General features: G+C 50.3%; 14 protein-coding genes. 4 read left to right on the forward strand and 10 right to left on the reverse strand.

Features of this window, described 5'->3' with window-relative positions:
* Positions 1 to 98: 98 nt before the first annotated feature.
* Together guaA and guaB are read right to left on the reverse strand one after the other, a co-directional pair.
* A complete protein-coding gene (gene guaA / locus DFR27_RS09000; RefSeq protein ID WP_121877133.1) occupies positions 99 to 1,673 on the reverse strand; it encodes a glutamine-hydrolyzing GMP synthase in 1,575 nt (524 codons plus the stop codon).
* 122 nt (positions 1,674 to 1,795) lie between these two features.
* Complete coding sequence (guaB, locus tag DFR27_RS09005) at positions 1,796 to 3,268, reverse strand: IMP dehydrogenase (protein WP_121877134.1); 1,473 nt, start codon at positions 3,266 to 3,268, stop codon at positions 1,796 to 1,798.
* Positions 3,269 to 3,364: 96 nt separating this feature from the next.
* Here guaB and xseA point away from each other — a divergent pair, with 96 nt between their 5' ends.
* Both xseA and DFR27_RS09015 read left to right on the forward strand, forming a co-directional pair.
* Positions 3,365 to 4,828 (forward strand): exodeoxyribonuclease VII large subunit, encoded by a 1,464-nt coding sequence (gene xseA, locus DFR27_RS09010; RefSeq protein ID WP_121877135.1) that lies wholly within the window; start codon positions 3,365 to 3,367, stop codon positions 4,826 to 4,828.
* A gap of 98 nt (positions 4,829 to 4,926) precedes the next feature.
* Positions 4,927 to 7,197, forward strand: a complete 2,271-nt coding sequence (locus DFR27_RS09015; RefSeq protein ID WP_121877136.1) for a S46 family peptidase — start codon at positions 4,927 to 4,929, stop codon at positions 7,195 to 7,197.
* A gap of 118 nt (positions 7,198 to 7,315) precedes the next feature.
* Here the strand turns inward: DFR27_RS09015 and DFR27_RS09020 are convergent, their stop codons facing one another.
* From DFR27_RS09020 to DFR27_RS09040, 5 genes are all read right to left on the reverse strand, one after another.
* A complete protein-coding gene (locus DFR27_RS09020) occupies positions 7,316 to 8,761 on the reverse strand; it encodes an SLC13 family permease (RefSeq protein WP_121877137.1) in 1,446 nt (481 codons plus the stop codon).
* A 132-nt stretch (positions 8,762 to 8,893) separates the two neighbouring features.
* Positions 8,894 to 10,534, reverse strand: a complete 1,641-nt coding sequence (gene groL, locus DFR27_RS09025; RefSeq protein WP_121877138.1) for a chaperonin GroEL — start codon at positions 10,532 to 10,534, stop codon at positions 8,894 to 8,896.
* Between the two features lie 35 nt (positions 10,535 to 10,569).
* The gene (locus DFR27_RS09030; protein ID WP_121877139.1) at positions 10,570 to 10,863 is read right to left on the reverse strand and encodes a co-chaperone GroES; all 294 of its coding nucleotides are present in this window, start codon (positions 10,861 to 10,863) and stop codon (positions 10,570 to 10,572) included.
* A gap of 107 nt (positions 10,864 to 10,970) precedes the next feature.
* Complete coding sequence (locus DFR27_RS09035; protein ID WP_121877140.1) at positions 10,971 to 11,405, reverse strand: FxsA family protein; 435 nt, start codon at positions 11,403 to 11,405, stop codon at positions 10,971 to 10,973.
* 69 nt (positions 11,406 to 11,474) lie between these two features.
* Complete coding sequence (locus DFR27_RS09040) at positions 11,475 to 12,509, reverse strand: DUF481 domain-containing protein (protein WP_121877141.1); 1,035 nt, start codon at positions 12,507 to 12,509, stop codon at positions 11,475 to 11,477.
* A 60-nt stretch (positions 12,510 to 12,569) separates the two neighbouring features.
* Between DFR27_RS09040 and DFR27_RS09045 the strand changes: the two genes are divergently transcribed.
* Complete coding sequence (locus tag DFR27_RS09045; protein ID WP_121877142.1) at positions 12,570 to 12,881, forward strand: MGMT family protein; 312 nt, start codon at positions 12,570 to 12,572, stop codon at positions 12,879 to 12,881.
* Between the two features lie 131 nt (positions 12,882 to 13,012).
* On the opposite strand, the gene DFR27_RS09050 is transcribed toward DFR27_RS09045, so the two are convergent.
* Together DFR27_RS09050 and DFR27_RS09055 are read right to left on the reverse strand one after the other, a co-directional pair.
* Positions 13,013 to 14,314, reverse strand: coding sequence for an AmpG family muropeptide MFS transporter (locus tag DFR27_RS09050; RefSeq protein WP_245962639.1), 1,302 nt, complete (start codon positions 14,312 to 14,314; stop codon positions 13,013 to 13,015).
* On the reverse strand, positions 14,293 to 14,847 hold the full coding sequence (locus DFR27_RS09055) for a cob(I)yrinic acid a,c-diamide adenosyltransferase (protein WP_121877143.1): 555 nt from the start codon (positions 14,845 to 14,847) through the stop codon (positions 14,293 to 14,295). Before DFR27_RS09055 ends, DFR27_RS09050 begins: the two co-directional genes overlap by 22 nt.
* 39 nt (positions 14,848 to 14,886) lie before the next feature.
* On the opposite strand from DFR27_RS09055, the gene DFR27_RS09060 reads away from it, so the two are divergent.
* Entirely contained in the window at positions 14,887 to 15,525 is a 639-nt protein-coding gene (locus DFR27_RS09060; RefSeq protein ID WP_121877144.1) for a histidine phosphatase family protein, read from the forward strand.
* Positions 15,526 to 15,648: 123 nt separating this feature from the next.
* Here the strand turns inward: DFR27_RS09060 and der are convergent, their stop codons facing one another.
* Positions 15,649 to 17,121, reverse strand: a complete 1,473-nt coding sequence (gene der, locus DFR27_RS09065; protein WP_121877145.1) for a ribosome biogenesis GTPase Der — start codon at positions 17,119 to 17,121, stop codon at positions 15,649 to 15,651.
* Positions 17,122 to 17,167: the final 46 nt, after the last annotated feature.

Below are 17,167 nucleotides of genomic sequence, written 5' to 3' on the forward strand. Positions count from 1 at the left end.
GGAATGATTTCCGAAGAATCGATAGAAAATAGTACAAAAAAAGCCCAACGCTCGTTAGGGCGATGGGCTTCAGCTGATTGGCGCTAATTAGGGAGTAATCATTCCCACTCAATCGTCGCCGGCGGTTTACCGGAAACATCGTAAACAACCCGCGAAACGCCACTAATTTCGTTAATGATTCGGTTGGATACATGCCCTAGCAATTCATAGGGCAAGTGAGCCCAATGCGCTGTCATAAAGTCCACGGTCTGCACAGCGCGGAGTGAGATCACCCACTCGTAGCGACGACCGTCACCCACAACACCTACTGATTTCACCGGTAGGAATACCGCAAACGCTTGGCTAGTTTCGTGGTACCAACCAGCGTTGTGTAGTTCTTCAATAAAGATGGCATCGGCTTCGCGAAGGATGTCGGCGTATTCACGCTTTACTTCGCCCAGAATACGAACACCAAGACCAGGGCCTGGGAATGGATGGCGATACACCATGTCGTAGGGTAATCCCAGCTCTAAACCAATTTTACGCACTTCGTCTTTAAACAGCTCGCGCAGTGGTTCAACTAATTCAAAAGCCATATCCTCAGGAAGACCACCCACGTTGTGGTGCGACTTAATGACGTGTGCTTTACCGTGCTTTGAAGCGGCTGACTCAATGACATCGGGATAGATGGTACCCTGCGCAAGGAAATCGATCCCCTTCAGAGCCGTCGCCTCTTCGTCGAATACATCAATAAAGGTATTGCCAATGATCTTTCGCTTAGCTTCCGGATCACTAACCCCTGCCAACCGATCGAGGAATAGATCTTCGCGGTCCGAGCGAATCACTCGGATTCCCATATTCTGAGCGAACATATGCATCACTTGGTCACCTTCGTTCTTACGAAGCAAACCGTTGTCCACAAAGACACAGACCAATTTATCGCCGATGGCTTTATGCAGTAGCGCCGCCACCACTGACGAATCAACACCGCCCGATAACCCAAGAAGCACTTGTTTATCGCCAACCTGCTCACGAACGGTCGCAACCAAATCATTGACGATATTACCGGGTGTCCATAGCGTTTCACAGCCACAGATATCAACCACGAAACGGCGAAGAATTCGCTCACCTTGAAGCGTATGCGTCACTTCGGGGTGGAACTGCACACCGTATAGCTTCTTGTCTTCATTCGCCATACCAGCAATAGGACACGAAGGGGTTGAAGCCGTCACCACAAAACCCTCTGGAAGCGTAGTGACCTTATCACCATGGCTCATCCAGACATCAATCTGCTGACCCACTTCGTCGTCGTGATCAACAATACCCGCTAACAACGTGCCAGCGGTCTCAAGCTTAACGCGAGCAAAGCCGAATTCACTTTCGTCGGAACCCGTTACCTTTCCACCCCACTGTTCAGCCATGGTCTGCATGCCGTAACAGATGCCAAGCACTGGCAGGCCTGAGTCAAATACATAATCCGAAGCTCGAGGAGAGTCCTGCTCCGTAACACTCTCCGGCCCGCCCGAAAGAATGATACCCGTAGGGTTGAATTCTTTAATATGCTCTGCGGCTAAATCCCAAGGTAGAATCTCGCAGAAGACCCCAATCTCTCGAACACGACGAGCAATGAGCTGTGTGTACTGCGAACCGAAATCGAGAATAAGAATACGATGTTGATGAATATCTTGCGTCATAGCTATTTCACTTTGTTGGCCGAATCAAAGAATCGGCGAAAATGGTTCTGCAAAATGCAAAGAACCGAGTAACTAGCCTAGGCCCACTTACTCGGTTCTGCATGGCCATTACTTCCCAAACGTTACTTCATTGGGTAGTTAGGTGCCTCTTTAGTAATCTGCACATCGTGGACGTGAGATTCGCTCATACCCGCAGCCGTCACTTTTACGAATTCAGGTACGTTACGGAAGGTTTCCATGTCGGCAGAGCCGGTGTAACCCATAGAAGACTTCACGCCTCCTAACAGCTGATGAATAACGTTCTTCAATGCGCCTTTGTAAGGCACTCGACCTTCAATACCCTCTGGAACCAGCTTCTCAGTACCCTTTGAAGTGTCTTGGAAGTAGCGGTCTGCAGAGCCCTTGGTACGACTCATAGCACCGAGCGAGCCCATGCCACGATAGGCCTTGTAAGTTCGACCCTGGAATAATTCGGTCTCGCCTGGAGACTCTTCAGTACCGGCAAACATAGAACCCATCATCACTGCACTGGCACCAGCAACCAAGGCCTTAGCGATATCGCCGGAGAAGCGAATGCCGCCATCTGCAATAACTGGGATGCCTTCGCCTCCTACTTCGGCGACTGCGTTGGCAATAGCGGAAATCTGCGGAACACCAATACCGGTAACGATTCGGGTAGTACAAATGGAACCTGGACCAATACCAACCTTGACCCCATCCGCACCCGCTTCAACCAGTGCACGAGCGGCGGCTGCCGTTGCGATATTGCCGCCAATCACATCAACCTGTGGAAAGTCAGCTTTGATTTTGCGCACTCGCTCAAGCACATTCTTCGAGTGACCGTGTGCGGTATCGACAACCAATACATCAACGCCAGCAGCAACTAGCGCAGCAACGCGGTCGTCGGTATCTGGACTTGTGCCAACTGAAGCCCCTACGCGGAGTTGCCCTTCGGCATCCTTATTCGCATTCGGGTACTGCTCGGTTAGATCGATATCTTTTACCGTCACGAGCCCCGTCAAGCGGAAGTCTGTATCGACGACCAATAACTTTTCGATACGATTAGCTTGTAGTAGTTGCTCAACGCGAGCTGGCTCAATTTCACCGTCTAGTAGTGTTACTAGATCAGCCTTAGGCGTCATTACTTTAGCAATCTCTGTAGCCATATCTTCGATAAAGCGTACGTCACGCGATGTCACGATACCTACTAGATCATCACCATCAACTACCGGCACGCCAGAGATATTATTCTCTCTACGGATGGCCATCAGCTCACCTACTGTAGCGTTGGGCGCAATGGTAATTGGAGAGCGAACAACGCCACTCTCATATTTTTTGACTCGGCGCACTTCTTGCGCCTGTTCTTCGATGGTCATACTCTTGTGAATGATGCCGATACCACCTTCTTGGGCAATGGCAATCGCGAGACGACTTTCGGTGACAGTATCCATGGCAGCGGACACGATAGGAATATTGAGCGATATATTGCGAGTTAGCTGGGTCTTAACGCAGACGTCCTGCGCGGTTACTTCCGAGTAACCTGGTAACAGCAATACATCATCAAAGGTTAGAGCCTCTTGGGCGATTCGCAGCATGGGGCATACCTCTATAGATGTTAAAAAAGGCAACTAGTGTTAAAGTATCCATTGATGACTTTAGCTAGCTGCCCGAGAATATATAAGCCATAAATTATGCACAACTTACCCCCCTCAGAGCAAAGGCAAATATTCACGGTCGCCCAGCTCAATAACTTCGCCAAACAAACGCTAGAAGCCAATCTACCTACGATGTGGGTAGAAGGCGAGTTATCGAATGTAACTATTGCCGCGTCGGGTCATTGGTATTTCACCCTGAAGGATGCACGCGCCCAAGTTCGCTGCGCCATGTTTAAGGGGCGTAATCTGCGCGTTCAACTTCGCCCCACCAATGGCCAAAAGGTGTTGGTATGCGGAAGGGTGAGCCTCTACGAGGGCCGGGGTGACTACCAGCTTTTAGTAGACCATATGGAAGACGCCGGACTTGGCGCGCTGCAGCGCCAGCTGGATGAATTAAAAGCGAAGCTCCAAAACGAGGGGCTATTTAATCCTGAATTCAAGCAACCTATTCCCACTCAGCCGAAACATATTGGCGTCATCACCTCGCCAAAGGGAGCCGCTATTCACGACATCCTCAAGGTTCTTAAAGCCCGCTGCCCAGCTATTCCTGTCACCATTATTCCAACGGTGGTTCAGGGCAGTGAAGCGCCTGCCGCGATTGTGGACGCCATTGCTAAAGCGGAGCGTAGCGGCCTATTTGACGTGTTGATCGTCGGCCGCGGCGGCGGCTCACTGGAAGATCTCTGGGCGTTTAATGATGAGCGCGTTGCGCGGGCAATTTTTTCAGCGGAAACACCCATCATTGCGGCAGTAGGTCATGAATCAGACGTTTCAATTGCTGACCTGGTTGCCGATTTGCGCGCCGCAACGCCGTCACAGGCAGCTGAGCTTGCCAGCCCGGATCAAGGCCATTGGTTCAGACAGATACAGCAGCTATCGCAACGCTTGCACATTGCGCTAGTTCGAATTGGTAAGCAAAACAAACAGCAATTTCGACAGCTCGAGCAGCGCTTACGGTCACCCGAACGCCTACTCCAACAATTTGCCCAAACCGTTGACACCCTTGACTATCGACTTCAGCAGCAACTCAGAGTAAAACTGAGCGAGTCACAACAACGCTTAAACCTGTTAAAGCAGCGCTTGCGTCATCCCGGCGAACGCCTAACCAACCAGCGTACCACCATTGAAGCACTTGAACGCCGACTCATTCGCGCTCAACAAACCTTGATCAATACCAAGACTCAGAGTCTGCGAACACTGCCACTGTCAAATAGCTTACTGGTGAGTAACCTAAACAACAGCCACCGTCGCGCCGATCAAGCACAGCAATCGCTTATTCAAAACGCGCAGCACCTGCTGCAGAAAAAGCGTGATCGCTGGACCCTTCTTGGCTCAACGCTGAACTCCGTTTCCCCGCTTGCGACGCTAGAGCGCGGCTACAGCGTGGTCCTGAGCGAAGACGGTAAAGTCATCACCGCAGCAGCTGAGCTCAACAGCGGTGATGAGGTTGAGCTGCGCTTTCACAACGGTAGGCGGAGCGCGATAATCGCTGATGAGTAACCCCCCTTTTATACCTATCGTCTCATCTAAGTAGCGCTTTTCATCGCTTTTAATTACTATGTTGGCGCGATAATTATAAATCCCAAAAGGACGACAACATGACGCGACTAACGCCTTGGTTGAGTGCTACCGCACTTGGCCTTGCACTGGCATCCTGCTCAGCCACGGATAACAATGCAACTAACACTACGCCAACTCTTGATGTAAGCAACGACAGTTTCAACACTGAAGGCATGTGGATGCCAGAACAGCTGCCAGAACTAGGCCCCCGACTGGAAGCGCTAGGACTTGAGTTGCCCGTTGAATCACTCACTCAGCTGACCGAATTCCCAATGAATGCCGTGATTAGCCTAGGTGGCTGTACTGCCTCATTTGTTTCGCCGCAGGGTTTGGTTGCCACTAACCACCACTGTGCCTACGGCTCTATCCAGTACAATTCCACCGAAGACAACGATTTGTTGGCCAATGGTTTCTACGCCGAAACCTTCAACGACGAACTTCAGGCCGCCCCCGGTTCGCGTGTTTATGTTACCGAAGATGTGATTGACGTCACCCAGACCATCCGTAGCGCCTTAACGGCGGATATGACCGGGTTCGAGCGTAATCAGGCCATTGAAAACGCTGAAAAATCAATTGTTGCAGAATGTGAGACTACCGATGGCTACCGCTGTAATGTTTACTCCTACTATGGCGGCCTTCAGTACTACTTACTCAAGCAGATGGAAATCCGAGATGTTCGTTTAGTTTACGCACCGGCAAGTTCCATCGGTAAATTCGGTGGCGATATTGATAACTGGATGTGGCCTCGTCACACCGGTGATTTCAGCTTCTACCGCGCTTACGTAGGTGTTGATGGCAAGCCTGCTGACTTCAGTGAAGATAACGTTCCCTACCAGCCGAAACATCATCTTCAGGTTGCTACCCAGGGACCTAGTGAACATGACTTCGTCATGGTGGCCGGCTACCCAGGCAGCACCAATCGCTACCGTACTGCTTTGGAAGTTGAGAATCAGTTCAACTGGTACTATCCAACCATGCAGAAGGTGCTCGCAGACTGGTCTGCTACCATTGGTGAAGCGGCGGGCGAAGGCACTGACGCGGAGCTAAAGTACGCCAGCCAAGTAGCCGGGCTCAACAACTACGCAAAAAACTTCATGGGCATGATGGAAGGCTACGCACGCTCTGATCTGTTGCAGCGTAAGTTGAAGCTTGAGACGGATCTCCAGGCATGGATTGATGCGGACGTCCAGCGTACCGAGCAGTACGCAACAAGTCTAAACGATTTAAGTACCCTGATTAGCGAAGATAGCCTGAATCAAGAGCGTGACTTCGCGCTTAACTACATGGCACGCAGTAGCCTCCTTGGTGCGGCGAATACCCTTGTACGCTTAGCCCATGAAAACCAAAAGCCAAATGAAGAACGCACTCAGGGTTATCAAGAGCGTGACCTTCCGCGCATTGAAGCAGGCCTTCAGCGCATCAACCGTCGTTATGATCAAGCCGTTGATAAAGCGGTTTGGATGTTCTTCGTGCAGAACTATTTGGCACTACCAGCTGATCAGCGTGTCGCCGATTTTGATTCGTTCTTTGGCCTAACCGGCACGGCAAGCGATAGCGATATCTTAGCTGCCAAGTTGGACGAAATGTACGCGACTTCGCAATTTGAGGATACCGATACTCGGGTGGCATTGATGAACGCTACACCAGAAGAGCTGGCGGCGTCAGATGAGCCTTTCGTTCAACTTGCCGTCGCGCTGTTCGACTTCCGTATGGCACGTGAAGAAGAAGCACGCGAGCGTTCAGGTTTGTATTCAGCACTGCGCCCACGTTACATGCAGATGCTTATCGACTTCTATGGCGAACAGGGCTTACCGGTCTACCCAGATGCCAACAGCACTTTGCGCGTCACCTACGGTGTAGTGAAAGGTTACACGCCACCAGCGGGAAGCTTCAGCGAAGCAGCCGACGGTAACGATGGCGTTGATTCCTATGTACCGTTTACCACGCTTAAAGGCATCACGGCTAAATATACAGGCGAGGATCCTTTTGATTCACCGGCCCTTCAACTAGAGCAGATTGAAGCGAAGCATTACGGTCGCTACTACGATGAGGCGCTAGACTCAGTGGCAGTGAACTACCTCAGTACGGTTGATACCACCGGAGGTAACTCAGGCTCCCCAACTATGAACGGCAAGGGTGAATTCATCGGACTGCTATTTGACGGCACCTATGACAGCATCAACGCCGACTGGGACTTCACCTCGTCAACTCGCTCAATTCATGTTGATGTAAGCTACATGCTTTGGGTCATGGAGCACGTTGATAACACTGAACGCCTGCTCGACGAGATGAATATTCCTCGCGATTAAAGCTGCAAGTTCTTTGTGGTAGATGAAAATACAAGGGGCTTCAATCGAAGCCCCTTTTTTTCGTTTGGTATCTGCGGATCATCTCGTCACCTTGGTTCACCTCCACCTAACGTATAGCTTAACTTAACGCCACATAACAGAAAGCGGTAATAAATAGCCCTGCTACAATATTCAGTCGCATACCCGCCCTAGCCATATCGGCAACTTGGAAGCGTCCCGAAGAATACACAATTGCGTTGGGCGCCGTAGCGACGGGAAGCATAAAGGCGCAGCTCGCTGCTAGCGCAACGGGTACACATAGTAGCAATGGATTGAGATCTAACTGCACCGCCACGGCAGCTACGATCGGCAAAAACGTTGCCGTTGTCGCCAGGTTAGATGTCAGTTCGGTGAGGTAGACAACGGTGAAACTAATTGCCAACATTAGTGCGAATAGGCCTAAAACGCTGACCGGTGAGAGCATTTCCCCTAGCCAAACCGCTAAGCCCGACTGACTTACCGCGGCCGCTAAACTCAACCCCCCGCCGAACAAAAGTAACACCGCCCAAGGCAATGTTTTTGCTACATCCCAAGTCATCAGCTTATCACTAGCCTGACTCCTTGCCGGGATGATGAAGAGCAGTAGCGCGCCGATCAATGCAATCCCTGCATCACTCAACGAACTCATTCCGGTAGCCGCAACAATGGGCTTACGGAACGCCCAAGCTAACACCACCAATAAAAAGACCATCCCAACGCGTTTTTCAGACTGCGTCATAGCGCCCAGCTCAAGTGTCATTTGCTTCACATGCTGATTCACCGCTTCGCTTGCAGGGACTTCAAATTTGAATACCAGTCGTGTCAGCACCCACCAAGTCACCGGCAACATAAAAATGGTAACGGGTAGCCCAATCACCAACCAGTCACTAAAGCCGATATCGATACCATATTGCTCGCTAACAAACGCGGCGAGTAATGCATTAGGTGGCGTACCGATCAATGTGGCCATTCCTCCAATTGTGGCACCAAAGGCGACACCCAGCAGTAATGCAACGGTGAAAGCCTGCTTATGCTGCTCGCTGACGTCCTCACGCTCACTAATAATTGCACTCACAGAAAGCGCGATGGGCAATAGCATCATCGTGGTAGAGGTATTGGTCATGCCCATAGAAAGCAGCGCCGCGATGAGCATAAATCCCGCAATCAACCGGCTACCTTCCGTTCCGGTACGCAGCAAAATATTGAGTGCGAGCCTGCGGTGGAGGTTCCAGCGCTCCAGCCCCAAGGCCAAGATAAAGGCGCCGAGGAATAAAAATATTAGCGGATGGGCGTAACTCGAACCCAAAGTTCGCACATCGGAGAATCCAAGTAATGGCAATACGATCACTGGAAGTAGTGCCGTTACGGCGACAGGTAACGCCTCCGTGGCCCACCAAATTGCCATCAAGACCGCCACTGAAGTCACCTGCCACGCCGCGGCCGGCATCACCGTTTGGTAGAAGCCCATCATATACATAACTAAAAAACTGAGAGCGCCAACAAAAAGTGACAGGTTGGATCGATTAACGAATGCTGCAGAGGTCATGTGATGCCTTTTTTATTATCTTTCCGAAAGCGGGACAGGTTCGTTGCAGGAGCATAACAAATTCGAGACGAAAAAAAACCGCGTACCTATTTCCAAGGTCCGCGGTTTTTTTGGGTGAGGCTAGGCGCCGATTTACATCATGCCGCCCATACCGCCCATTCCACCCATGCCGCCCATATCTGGAGCGCCAGCGTCAGCAGATGGCTTATCAGCAACCATTGCTTCCGTGGTGATCATCAGACCAGCGATTGAGCCTGCAGCTTGAAGCGCAGAGCGAGTGACTTTAGCTGGATCAAGAATACCCATCTCCATCATGTCGCCATACTCACCAGTACCCGCGTTATAGCCGAAAGTGTTATCTCCCTGCTTAACTTTGTCGACCACTACAGAGGCTTCGTCACCTGCGTTAGAAACGATCTGGCGAAGCGGAGCTTCCATCGCGCGGCGAGCAAGGTTAATCCCCGCAGTCTGATCAAGATTATCACCCGTCAAACCTTCTAGCGCTTTAACACAGCGAATTAGCGCAACGCCACCACCGGCAACAACACCCTCTTCAACGGCTGCACGCGTAGCGTGAAGCGCATCTTCAACGCGATCTTTCTTCTCTTTCATTTCAACTTCAGTGGCAGCACCAACCTTGATCACTGCAACACCGCCGGCTAGCTTCGCAACACGTTCCTGAAGCTTTTCACGGTCGTAGTCTGAAGAAGTCTCTTCGATCTGAGCTCGAATCGCGACCACGCGAGCCTGAATGGCTTCTGCGTTGCCAGCGCCGTCAACGATGACGGTAGTGTCTTTGCTCAAGGTAACACGCTTAGCTTGACCTAGGTGCTCAAGTGTCGCGCTCTCGATTTCCATACCCACTTCTTCAGAGATTACCGCGCCACCTGAAAGAATAGCAATATCTTCAAGCATCGCTTTGCGGCGATCACCAAAGCCCGGCGCCTTACAGGCAGCAACTTTCATAATACCGCGCATGTTGTTAACGACCAGTGTGGCCAACGCTTCGCCTTCAAGGTCTTCAGCAATAATCAACAGCGGGCGTGATGACTTAGCAACCTGCTCAAGCACAGGAAGTAGCTCACGGATGTTAGAAATCTTCTTGTCTACTAACAGAATGAACGGGTTATCCAATTCAACCTGCATGCTCTCTTGGTTGGTAACAAAGTAAGGAGATAGGTAGCCGCGATCAAACTGCATACCCTCAACCACGTCTAGCTCGTTCTGCAGACCAGAACCTTCTTCAACGGTAATGACGCCTTCTTTACCTACCTTGTCCATGGCCTCGGCAATAATGTCGCCGATGCTGGAATCAGAGTTTGCAGAGATGTTACCCACCTGAGCAATTGCCTTGGTATCAGCACACGGAATTGCCAGTGAGTGCAAGTGTTCAACGGCAGCGATAACGGCCTTGTCGATACCGCGCTTTAGATCCATAGGGTTCATGCCAGCAGCAACTGCCTTAAGGCCTTCATTCACAATAGACTGAGCCAATACGGTTGCTGTTGTGGTTCCGTCACCCGCTACGTCATTAGCTTTTGACGCAACTTCTTTAACCATTTGTGCGCCCATGTTCTCGAACTTATCTTCAAGCTCAATTTCCTTCGCCACCGATACCCCATCTTTAGTGATGGTTGGTGCGCCGAAAGACTTATCCAACACTACATTACGACCCTTTGGTCCAAGTGTTGCACGGACTGCGTCAGCAAGAACGTTAACGCCAACTAACATTTTTGCGCGAGCTTGGTCGCCAAATAAAACTTCTTTAGCCATTTTCCAATTACCTCAATTCGTTTAAACCGGTGTGATTAAGCTTCAACAATGCCGTAGATTTCGGACTCGCTCATGATAATAAGCTCTTCGTCGCCATCTTTGATGGTGTTGCTATCTGCGTAACGACCAAAGACAACCTGATCGCCTACTTTGACGCTCATAGTGCGAACTTCGCCATTATCCAAAGCGGCCCCTGGGCCTACCGCTACAACTTCGCCTTGATTCGGCTTCTCTTTTGCTGCTGCGGTTAGAATAATACCGCCTGCCGTTGTCTCTTCTTGTTCGTTGCGACGAACAACAACGCGGTCATGTAGAGGACGAATTTTCATCGTGGTATATCTCCAATAGATTATTATTGCGGTTTACAACGTGCATTAACGTAGCACTGTTGCTTAGATGGGCTCGAATTCTGTGAATTCAAGCCCCATCAAAAAAATTATTTTAGATTTTTATCTGGATTTCGTTCGAACTCAGCATCAATGATCACACCATCCTGACTCGACGAATAGAACTGCGCACGTGATTGATAGTACTTGGCTACACGGGCAATGAATAGGTAACGAGTTGCGGGAAGAATCAAAAGGAAACCCACCACATCCGATACAAATCCTGGGAACAACAGCATGCCGCCGCCCACTGCCATTACCACGCCTTCCACCAACTCACCGGCCGGTGCTTCGCCACGAGCCACTTTTTCATCTACTTGTCTTAGCAAGGCGAAACCCTGATGGCGCAGGAGCTGCACGCCAATAAAGGCGGTAACAAAACAGAGTGCAATAGTTGCTAGCGCACCGATTTCAGCGCCGATACTAATGAGTACCCACAGTTCAACAACCGGAATAGCGATTAGGCCAAATAGTACTTTATGCATAGCGAACCCTCTTTATCTGAAACATAAAAATGGGGGCGATGCCCCCATTTTTCAAGTGGTGATCAATACCTACCAGGAGTATGAAACACCTAGGCGAATCTGGTAGTCCGCTTTTTCATTGCCCGCACTTGGCTTGGTATCGTAGTCTGCTTCAAAATCGATGTCGGCATTAATACTTCCAAAGACTGGAAATCGGACACCGGTGTTTGATTCGAACTGAGTACGGAAGTGATCTGCATCCGTCATGGTCACCGTATGGCGATGATAAAAATCTGGCGCCGCACCAAAATCCTCGGGCCACAGTGGCAGTGGTGCCGACCAATCTAGCTTATAACGCCAACCAATTGAGTTGGTGGTATCTTCCACGCCGCTGTTGTCGAGCGTCTCTTTTACGTAGGCAGGACCATTCTCTATGAACAGGTGACCGGTATCGTTGTCCCAAAAGCGATAACCCACACCAACACCAAGGGTATAACGGCTGACCACGGAATTACTGTCATCGCGTCGCGCCTCGGTATTCCCGTTTAAGTACCAGTGCTCACTGTAAAACCAATCTATTCCGTAGCTCGCAATCCACTTAATATCCGGCTCTACCAGAGGGTCTGAGTTGTCATCTCGTTTGTAATAAAGTGCGGCAGAATGTCTAAAATCACCTTTATAGACATTAGTTGCCGAATCCAGCGTCCAATCTTTATCCGTTTTATTACCCCAAAAGAGTTCGCCGGTAAGACGAACATGGCCGGTCCAGCTGAAGTATTCATAGTCTGGGTCAACCCACGGCTCCAACGATTGCAGCATATCCAGGTGAACAAATGACTCTGTTCCCTCACAGTTGAGCTGCATCATGCCGTTGACAAAACTGTCCATGTAACAGGGGTCGTCATGGCCGTTAATTTTAATCTCTTGGGTTAGCACTAGCTCAGCTATATCTGATTTAGAGAGCGTCAAGGTACTAAAGGAGTCAGATTTCCAAACAAGGGAATCACCGCGAATCGATTCGAGCGTTCCCAATAAACGTTCACCATTTTTAGTCACCAGCACATCGGCATCCACCATTCCAGATAGTGACACCAGCGCCGTTGCAGCAAAAATCTGTTTTATCATTATGATCTCTTTTCAAATCGTTGTAGATTGAGTGTAATCACAGAACTAAGAATTGCACCCATGACCGCCACATTCAATGATCAAGTGTATTCCATCTTGAGTCAAATCCCAGCAGGATCTGTTACTAGTTATGGTGAAATCGCCAAACTTGCCGGCTACCCATCGCATGCACGACAGGTGGCTCGCGTCCTGAAGAATCTTCCCAAAGACACCAAGTTACCCTGGCATCGAGTACTCAATAGTCGCCACCATATTGCACTCCCGATTGACTCCCCGTCAGGTCAACAGCAACGCCAGCGATTGCTCGATGAAGGTGCGCAGATAGTAGGCGTTCGCGTTAGCTTTCCCTCGTCCTCTTCCAGGTTAAGTTAGCACGGATTCGTTTGCTAGGCGTTCAAACTCAGCTTCATCTGTTTAGCCATCACTAAAACTTACTTTCCCCTCGCTTGCTCGTCACCCAAACTCCTTTAGCTACCCAAACTCCTTTAGCTACCCAAACTCCTTTAGCCACCCGAACCCATAGTCGGCACGCTCGACTTCGCTCTTCGGGTAATATGTGCAATCAGGGGTAAAAGCAAGATAGCGGGCAGCCCCAGTCCAGCACAGATAAAGAAGAAATCGGTAAAGCCGTAAGATTCTACCCATAATCCTGAGGTGGTTGAAAACAGCTTGCCTGGAAGCGTCATGAAGGAACTGAATAACGCGTATTGGGTGGCCGTATAAGCTCTGTCAGTTAAGGACGAAAGAAAGGCCACAAACGCAGTATTTGCGATTCCCGCGGCTAAATTATCCGCACTGATTACAAGTGTTAATACCGTTAAGTCAGCGCCCGATACTGACAACCAAGCAAACAGCAGATTGGTGGTGGCAACAAGAATAGCGCCAACAAATAATGGTTTGATAACACCGAAGCGTACCACCGCAAAGCCGCAGGCAAAAGCGCCTAAGATGGTCATAAAGAAGCCGAAGACCTTGGCGATACTGGCCACATCAGACTTTGAAAAACCCAGGTCACTATAGAGCGGATTGGCCATACCTCCCATGGCAATATCGCTTAATCGATAAAGCGCAACAAAGGCCAATATGACTAAGCTAGCGCGGCCATAGCGATAAAAGAAATTTTTGAATGGTTCAACCACAACACGCTGAATCATCGCTCGCCAACTGTCATCGTGAACGGCGTCTACATGGGCGTCACGTCGGAGTAATAGCAGCACCAGTATTGGCAGTATCATGAACATCGCCATGCACTGATAGGCGAATTGCCAAGACACAAAGTCGGCCAAATACAACGAGCCGGCACCCGCGATGAGCAAGCCAACGCGATAGCCAAAGATGTAAGACGCGGACATCAAACCTTGATAGGCCTCGTCAATCGCTTCAATGCGCCAAGCGTCTAGGGCTACATCTTGTGTCGCCGAGCTAAAAGCCACTAATACTGAAGCTACCGCCAGCCATTGCAGCTCAGTTTTCGGGTCCAGCAAACTCATCCAGAAGAGCGCGAGCGCTATGCCTAACTGGCCTAAAAAGATCCAGCTTCTCCGACGGCCTAATTGGCTAAGAAACGGTAACCGCCACTGATCGATAAGCGGCGCCCAAATGACTTTAATTGAGTAAGTGATGCCCACCGCGGCAAAAAAACCAATGGTAGATTTGGCTACTCCCTCATCGGCCAACCAGTAGTTTAAGGTGGAGAAGACAAGTAAAAATGGCAGTCCAGCGCCTACGCCCAAAGCCGCCATCGCTATGACCTGAGGCTTAAAGTAGTGCTGCAGGGAGTGAACTAGCGTGTTGGATTCTGCCACAGGACCTCTCCACCATCCTTTCGAGCAAGGCTTCTCGCCATGACAAACAATAAATCCGAGAGGCGATTCAGCCAACGGATAAGCACAGCACTGATATCCATATCCGGAGCTAGGCCTACGGCCTGTCGTTCTGCTCGCCGAACTACCGTACGAGCAACGTGTGTAGTGGATGCAGGAAGATTACCGCCAGGAAGAATAAATTCCTTCAACGCGGGAAGCGTTTCATTCATCGCATCGATGCGATCTTCCACCCACGTGACATCCTCTTCGTGAATAAGCTGCATCCCAGGGACGCTCAACTCACCCCCGGCATTAAACATCCGGTGTTGGATCTGAGTGATCAATTCGGTTTCAGCATCATAGCCAGCGGCGGCGCAGTGAGACGCGGCAGTACCCAACAATGCGTTACATTCATCCAGCGTGCCGATTAGCTCAATCAGCGCACTAGATTTAGGAATCCGCGAGCCGTCACCCATTCCTGTGGTCCCATCATCACCCGTGCGCGTATATATTTTTGATAATCTATTACCCATTGGTACTATTGCTCTAGCAAATTTTTAAGGTAGCTTAACATGAGTTCATCAACCACGGTTGTCGATTTTTTACGACACGGCGCTTGCGAGGGCGGAGAAATATTTCGCGGTAGTACAGACGTATCCTTGTCTCCATTGGGGTGGCAACAGCTGCGCAACAAAACTCAGGAGAATAATGGCGGTTGGGAGCAGGTGATTGCCTCGCCGCTAGTTCGCTGTCGACGTTTCGCTGAAGAGTTTGCCACGAATCACTCCCTCGATATTGAAGTGGATGAGCGCTGGCGCGAGATGAGTTTCGGTAGTTGGGAAGGCAAGCTGGTTAAGGATGTCTGGAAGACTGATAAGGCGGCGGCGATGGCCTATTTTAGCGACCCGGTCAATTGCAACGAGGTCGGCATTGAGCCCATGGAAACACTGGTAGAACGCACTCAGAGTGCCTGGCAAGAATTACTGGAAAAACATCAAGGTAAGCGGGTTTTAGTGGTCTCTCATGGTGGCTTGATCCGAGTACACCTGGCCACTATTTTAAATCTACCACTCGCCAGTATTGGACAATTACATCTTCCCTACGCAGCCATTTCCCGTATTGTTCATTCGCACGGCCCACTAGGCCAACGATCCAGCGTTCACTTTATTAACGGCACGGTGATGAACGGTGGGGATGCGTTACTGAGCTAGCCGCCGAGCAATAGGCGGTATTAGCAAAGCTTACTAGCACTAGCGAAACCGACATGTACCGTCCGTACTACGACGAGCAATACGGCGGTGTTAGCAAAGCTCGCTAACACCACAAGTGAAAGTTTAGCGTGAGGTGGGACGTTTCGGCGCCGGCTTTTTACGAGCAGGCTTCTTGGTTCCTGCCAACTTTGCCTTCGCCTTCTCTTTGTTCTTGTGACTCTTTAGTCCACGTTTACGATTAACCTGTCGATCCACGAGCTTGGGCTTCTTGTGTTCAAACGGGTTTTCGTTACCTTTGAATTCCAAACGGAGCGGCGTTCCCGCCAACTTCAAAACGCGGCGGAACGTCTTTTCGAGATAACGAACGTAGCTTGCCGGAACCTTATCGGTCTGATTACCGTGAATAACAATCAACGGCGGATTCTGACCACCAGCGTGCGCGTAGCGAAGCTTAATTCGACGCCCGTTCACCAGTGGTGGTGGATGGGTGGCTACCGCGTCTTCCAAGATGCGCGTAACTTGGTTGGTATTGAGTTTCTGGGTGGCACTTTCATACGCCGCATCAATAGATTCATATAGATGACCAACACCCGTGCCGTGTAGAGCTGAAATAAAGTGAATATCCGCGTAATCAAGAAACACTAAGCGGCGATTCAGTTCTTTCTTGACGTAGTCTCGCTGCTCTTCAGGTAGACCATCCCACTTATTTAGGGCAACAACCAAGGCTCGACCTCGTTTGATACAGTGCCCCAGAAGATGTAGATCCTGATCCACCAAACCTTCACTCGCGTCCATCACCAACACCACAACGTTGGCATCATCAATGGCCTGAAGACTCTTGACGATAGAGAATTTCTCTACTGTCTCTCGAATACTCTTGCGACGCCTAACCCCTGCTGTATCAATAATGGTGTAGGACTGGTCATTGCGCTCGTAGTCAATGTAAATACTATCTCGAGTCGTCCCCGGGTGGTCATACACAACTACCCGATCTTCACCTAACAGGCGGTTAACAAGGGTAGATTTACCCACATTCGGACGACCAACAATCGCCATCCGAATGCCGCGAGCCGCATCATCCTCTTCGTCTTCTTCCACCACGCTCTCTGGAATATCCTCCAGCGCGTCTTCAATAAGCTGTTTAATGCCGCGGCCGTGGGAGGCAGCGATAAGGTGCAGCTCGCCTAGACCCAAAGCGAAGAACTCCGCACTCTGAGCTTCCGCATGCAGGCCGTCAATCTTATTGACGACAAGATAGACCGGCTTATTCACCGAACGGAGGTGCTCCGCAATCATTTCATCGGTTGCGGTCATTCCCGCTCGACAGTCAACGAGGAAGAAGACACGGTCCGCCTCTTCAATCGCCGCCAAGCTTTGATCCGCCATACCGCGGTCAATACCCTGTTCATCTCCGCTGATACCTCCGGTATCGACCACCACGAACTTGCGGCCTTCGTAGTTGGCGTTGCCGTACTTTCGGTCTCTAGTGAGACCCGAATAGTCGGCCACCAACGCGTCTCGCGACTTCGTTAGCTGATTAAATAGCGTTGATTTACCAACATTTGGGCGCCCTACTAGAGCAATAACCGGTATCACTAGGATATTTTCCTTTTAATGAAACAAAAAAAAGCGGCCCGCAGAC

The sequence above is a fragment of the Umboniibacter marinipuniceus genome, from assembly GCF_003688415.1.
GTDB lineage: Bacteria > Pseudomonadota > Gammaproteobacteria > Pseudomonadales > DSM-25080 > Umboniibacter > Umboniibacter marinipuniceus.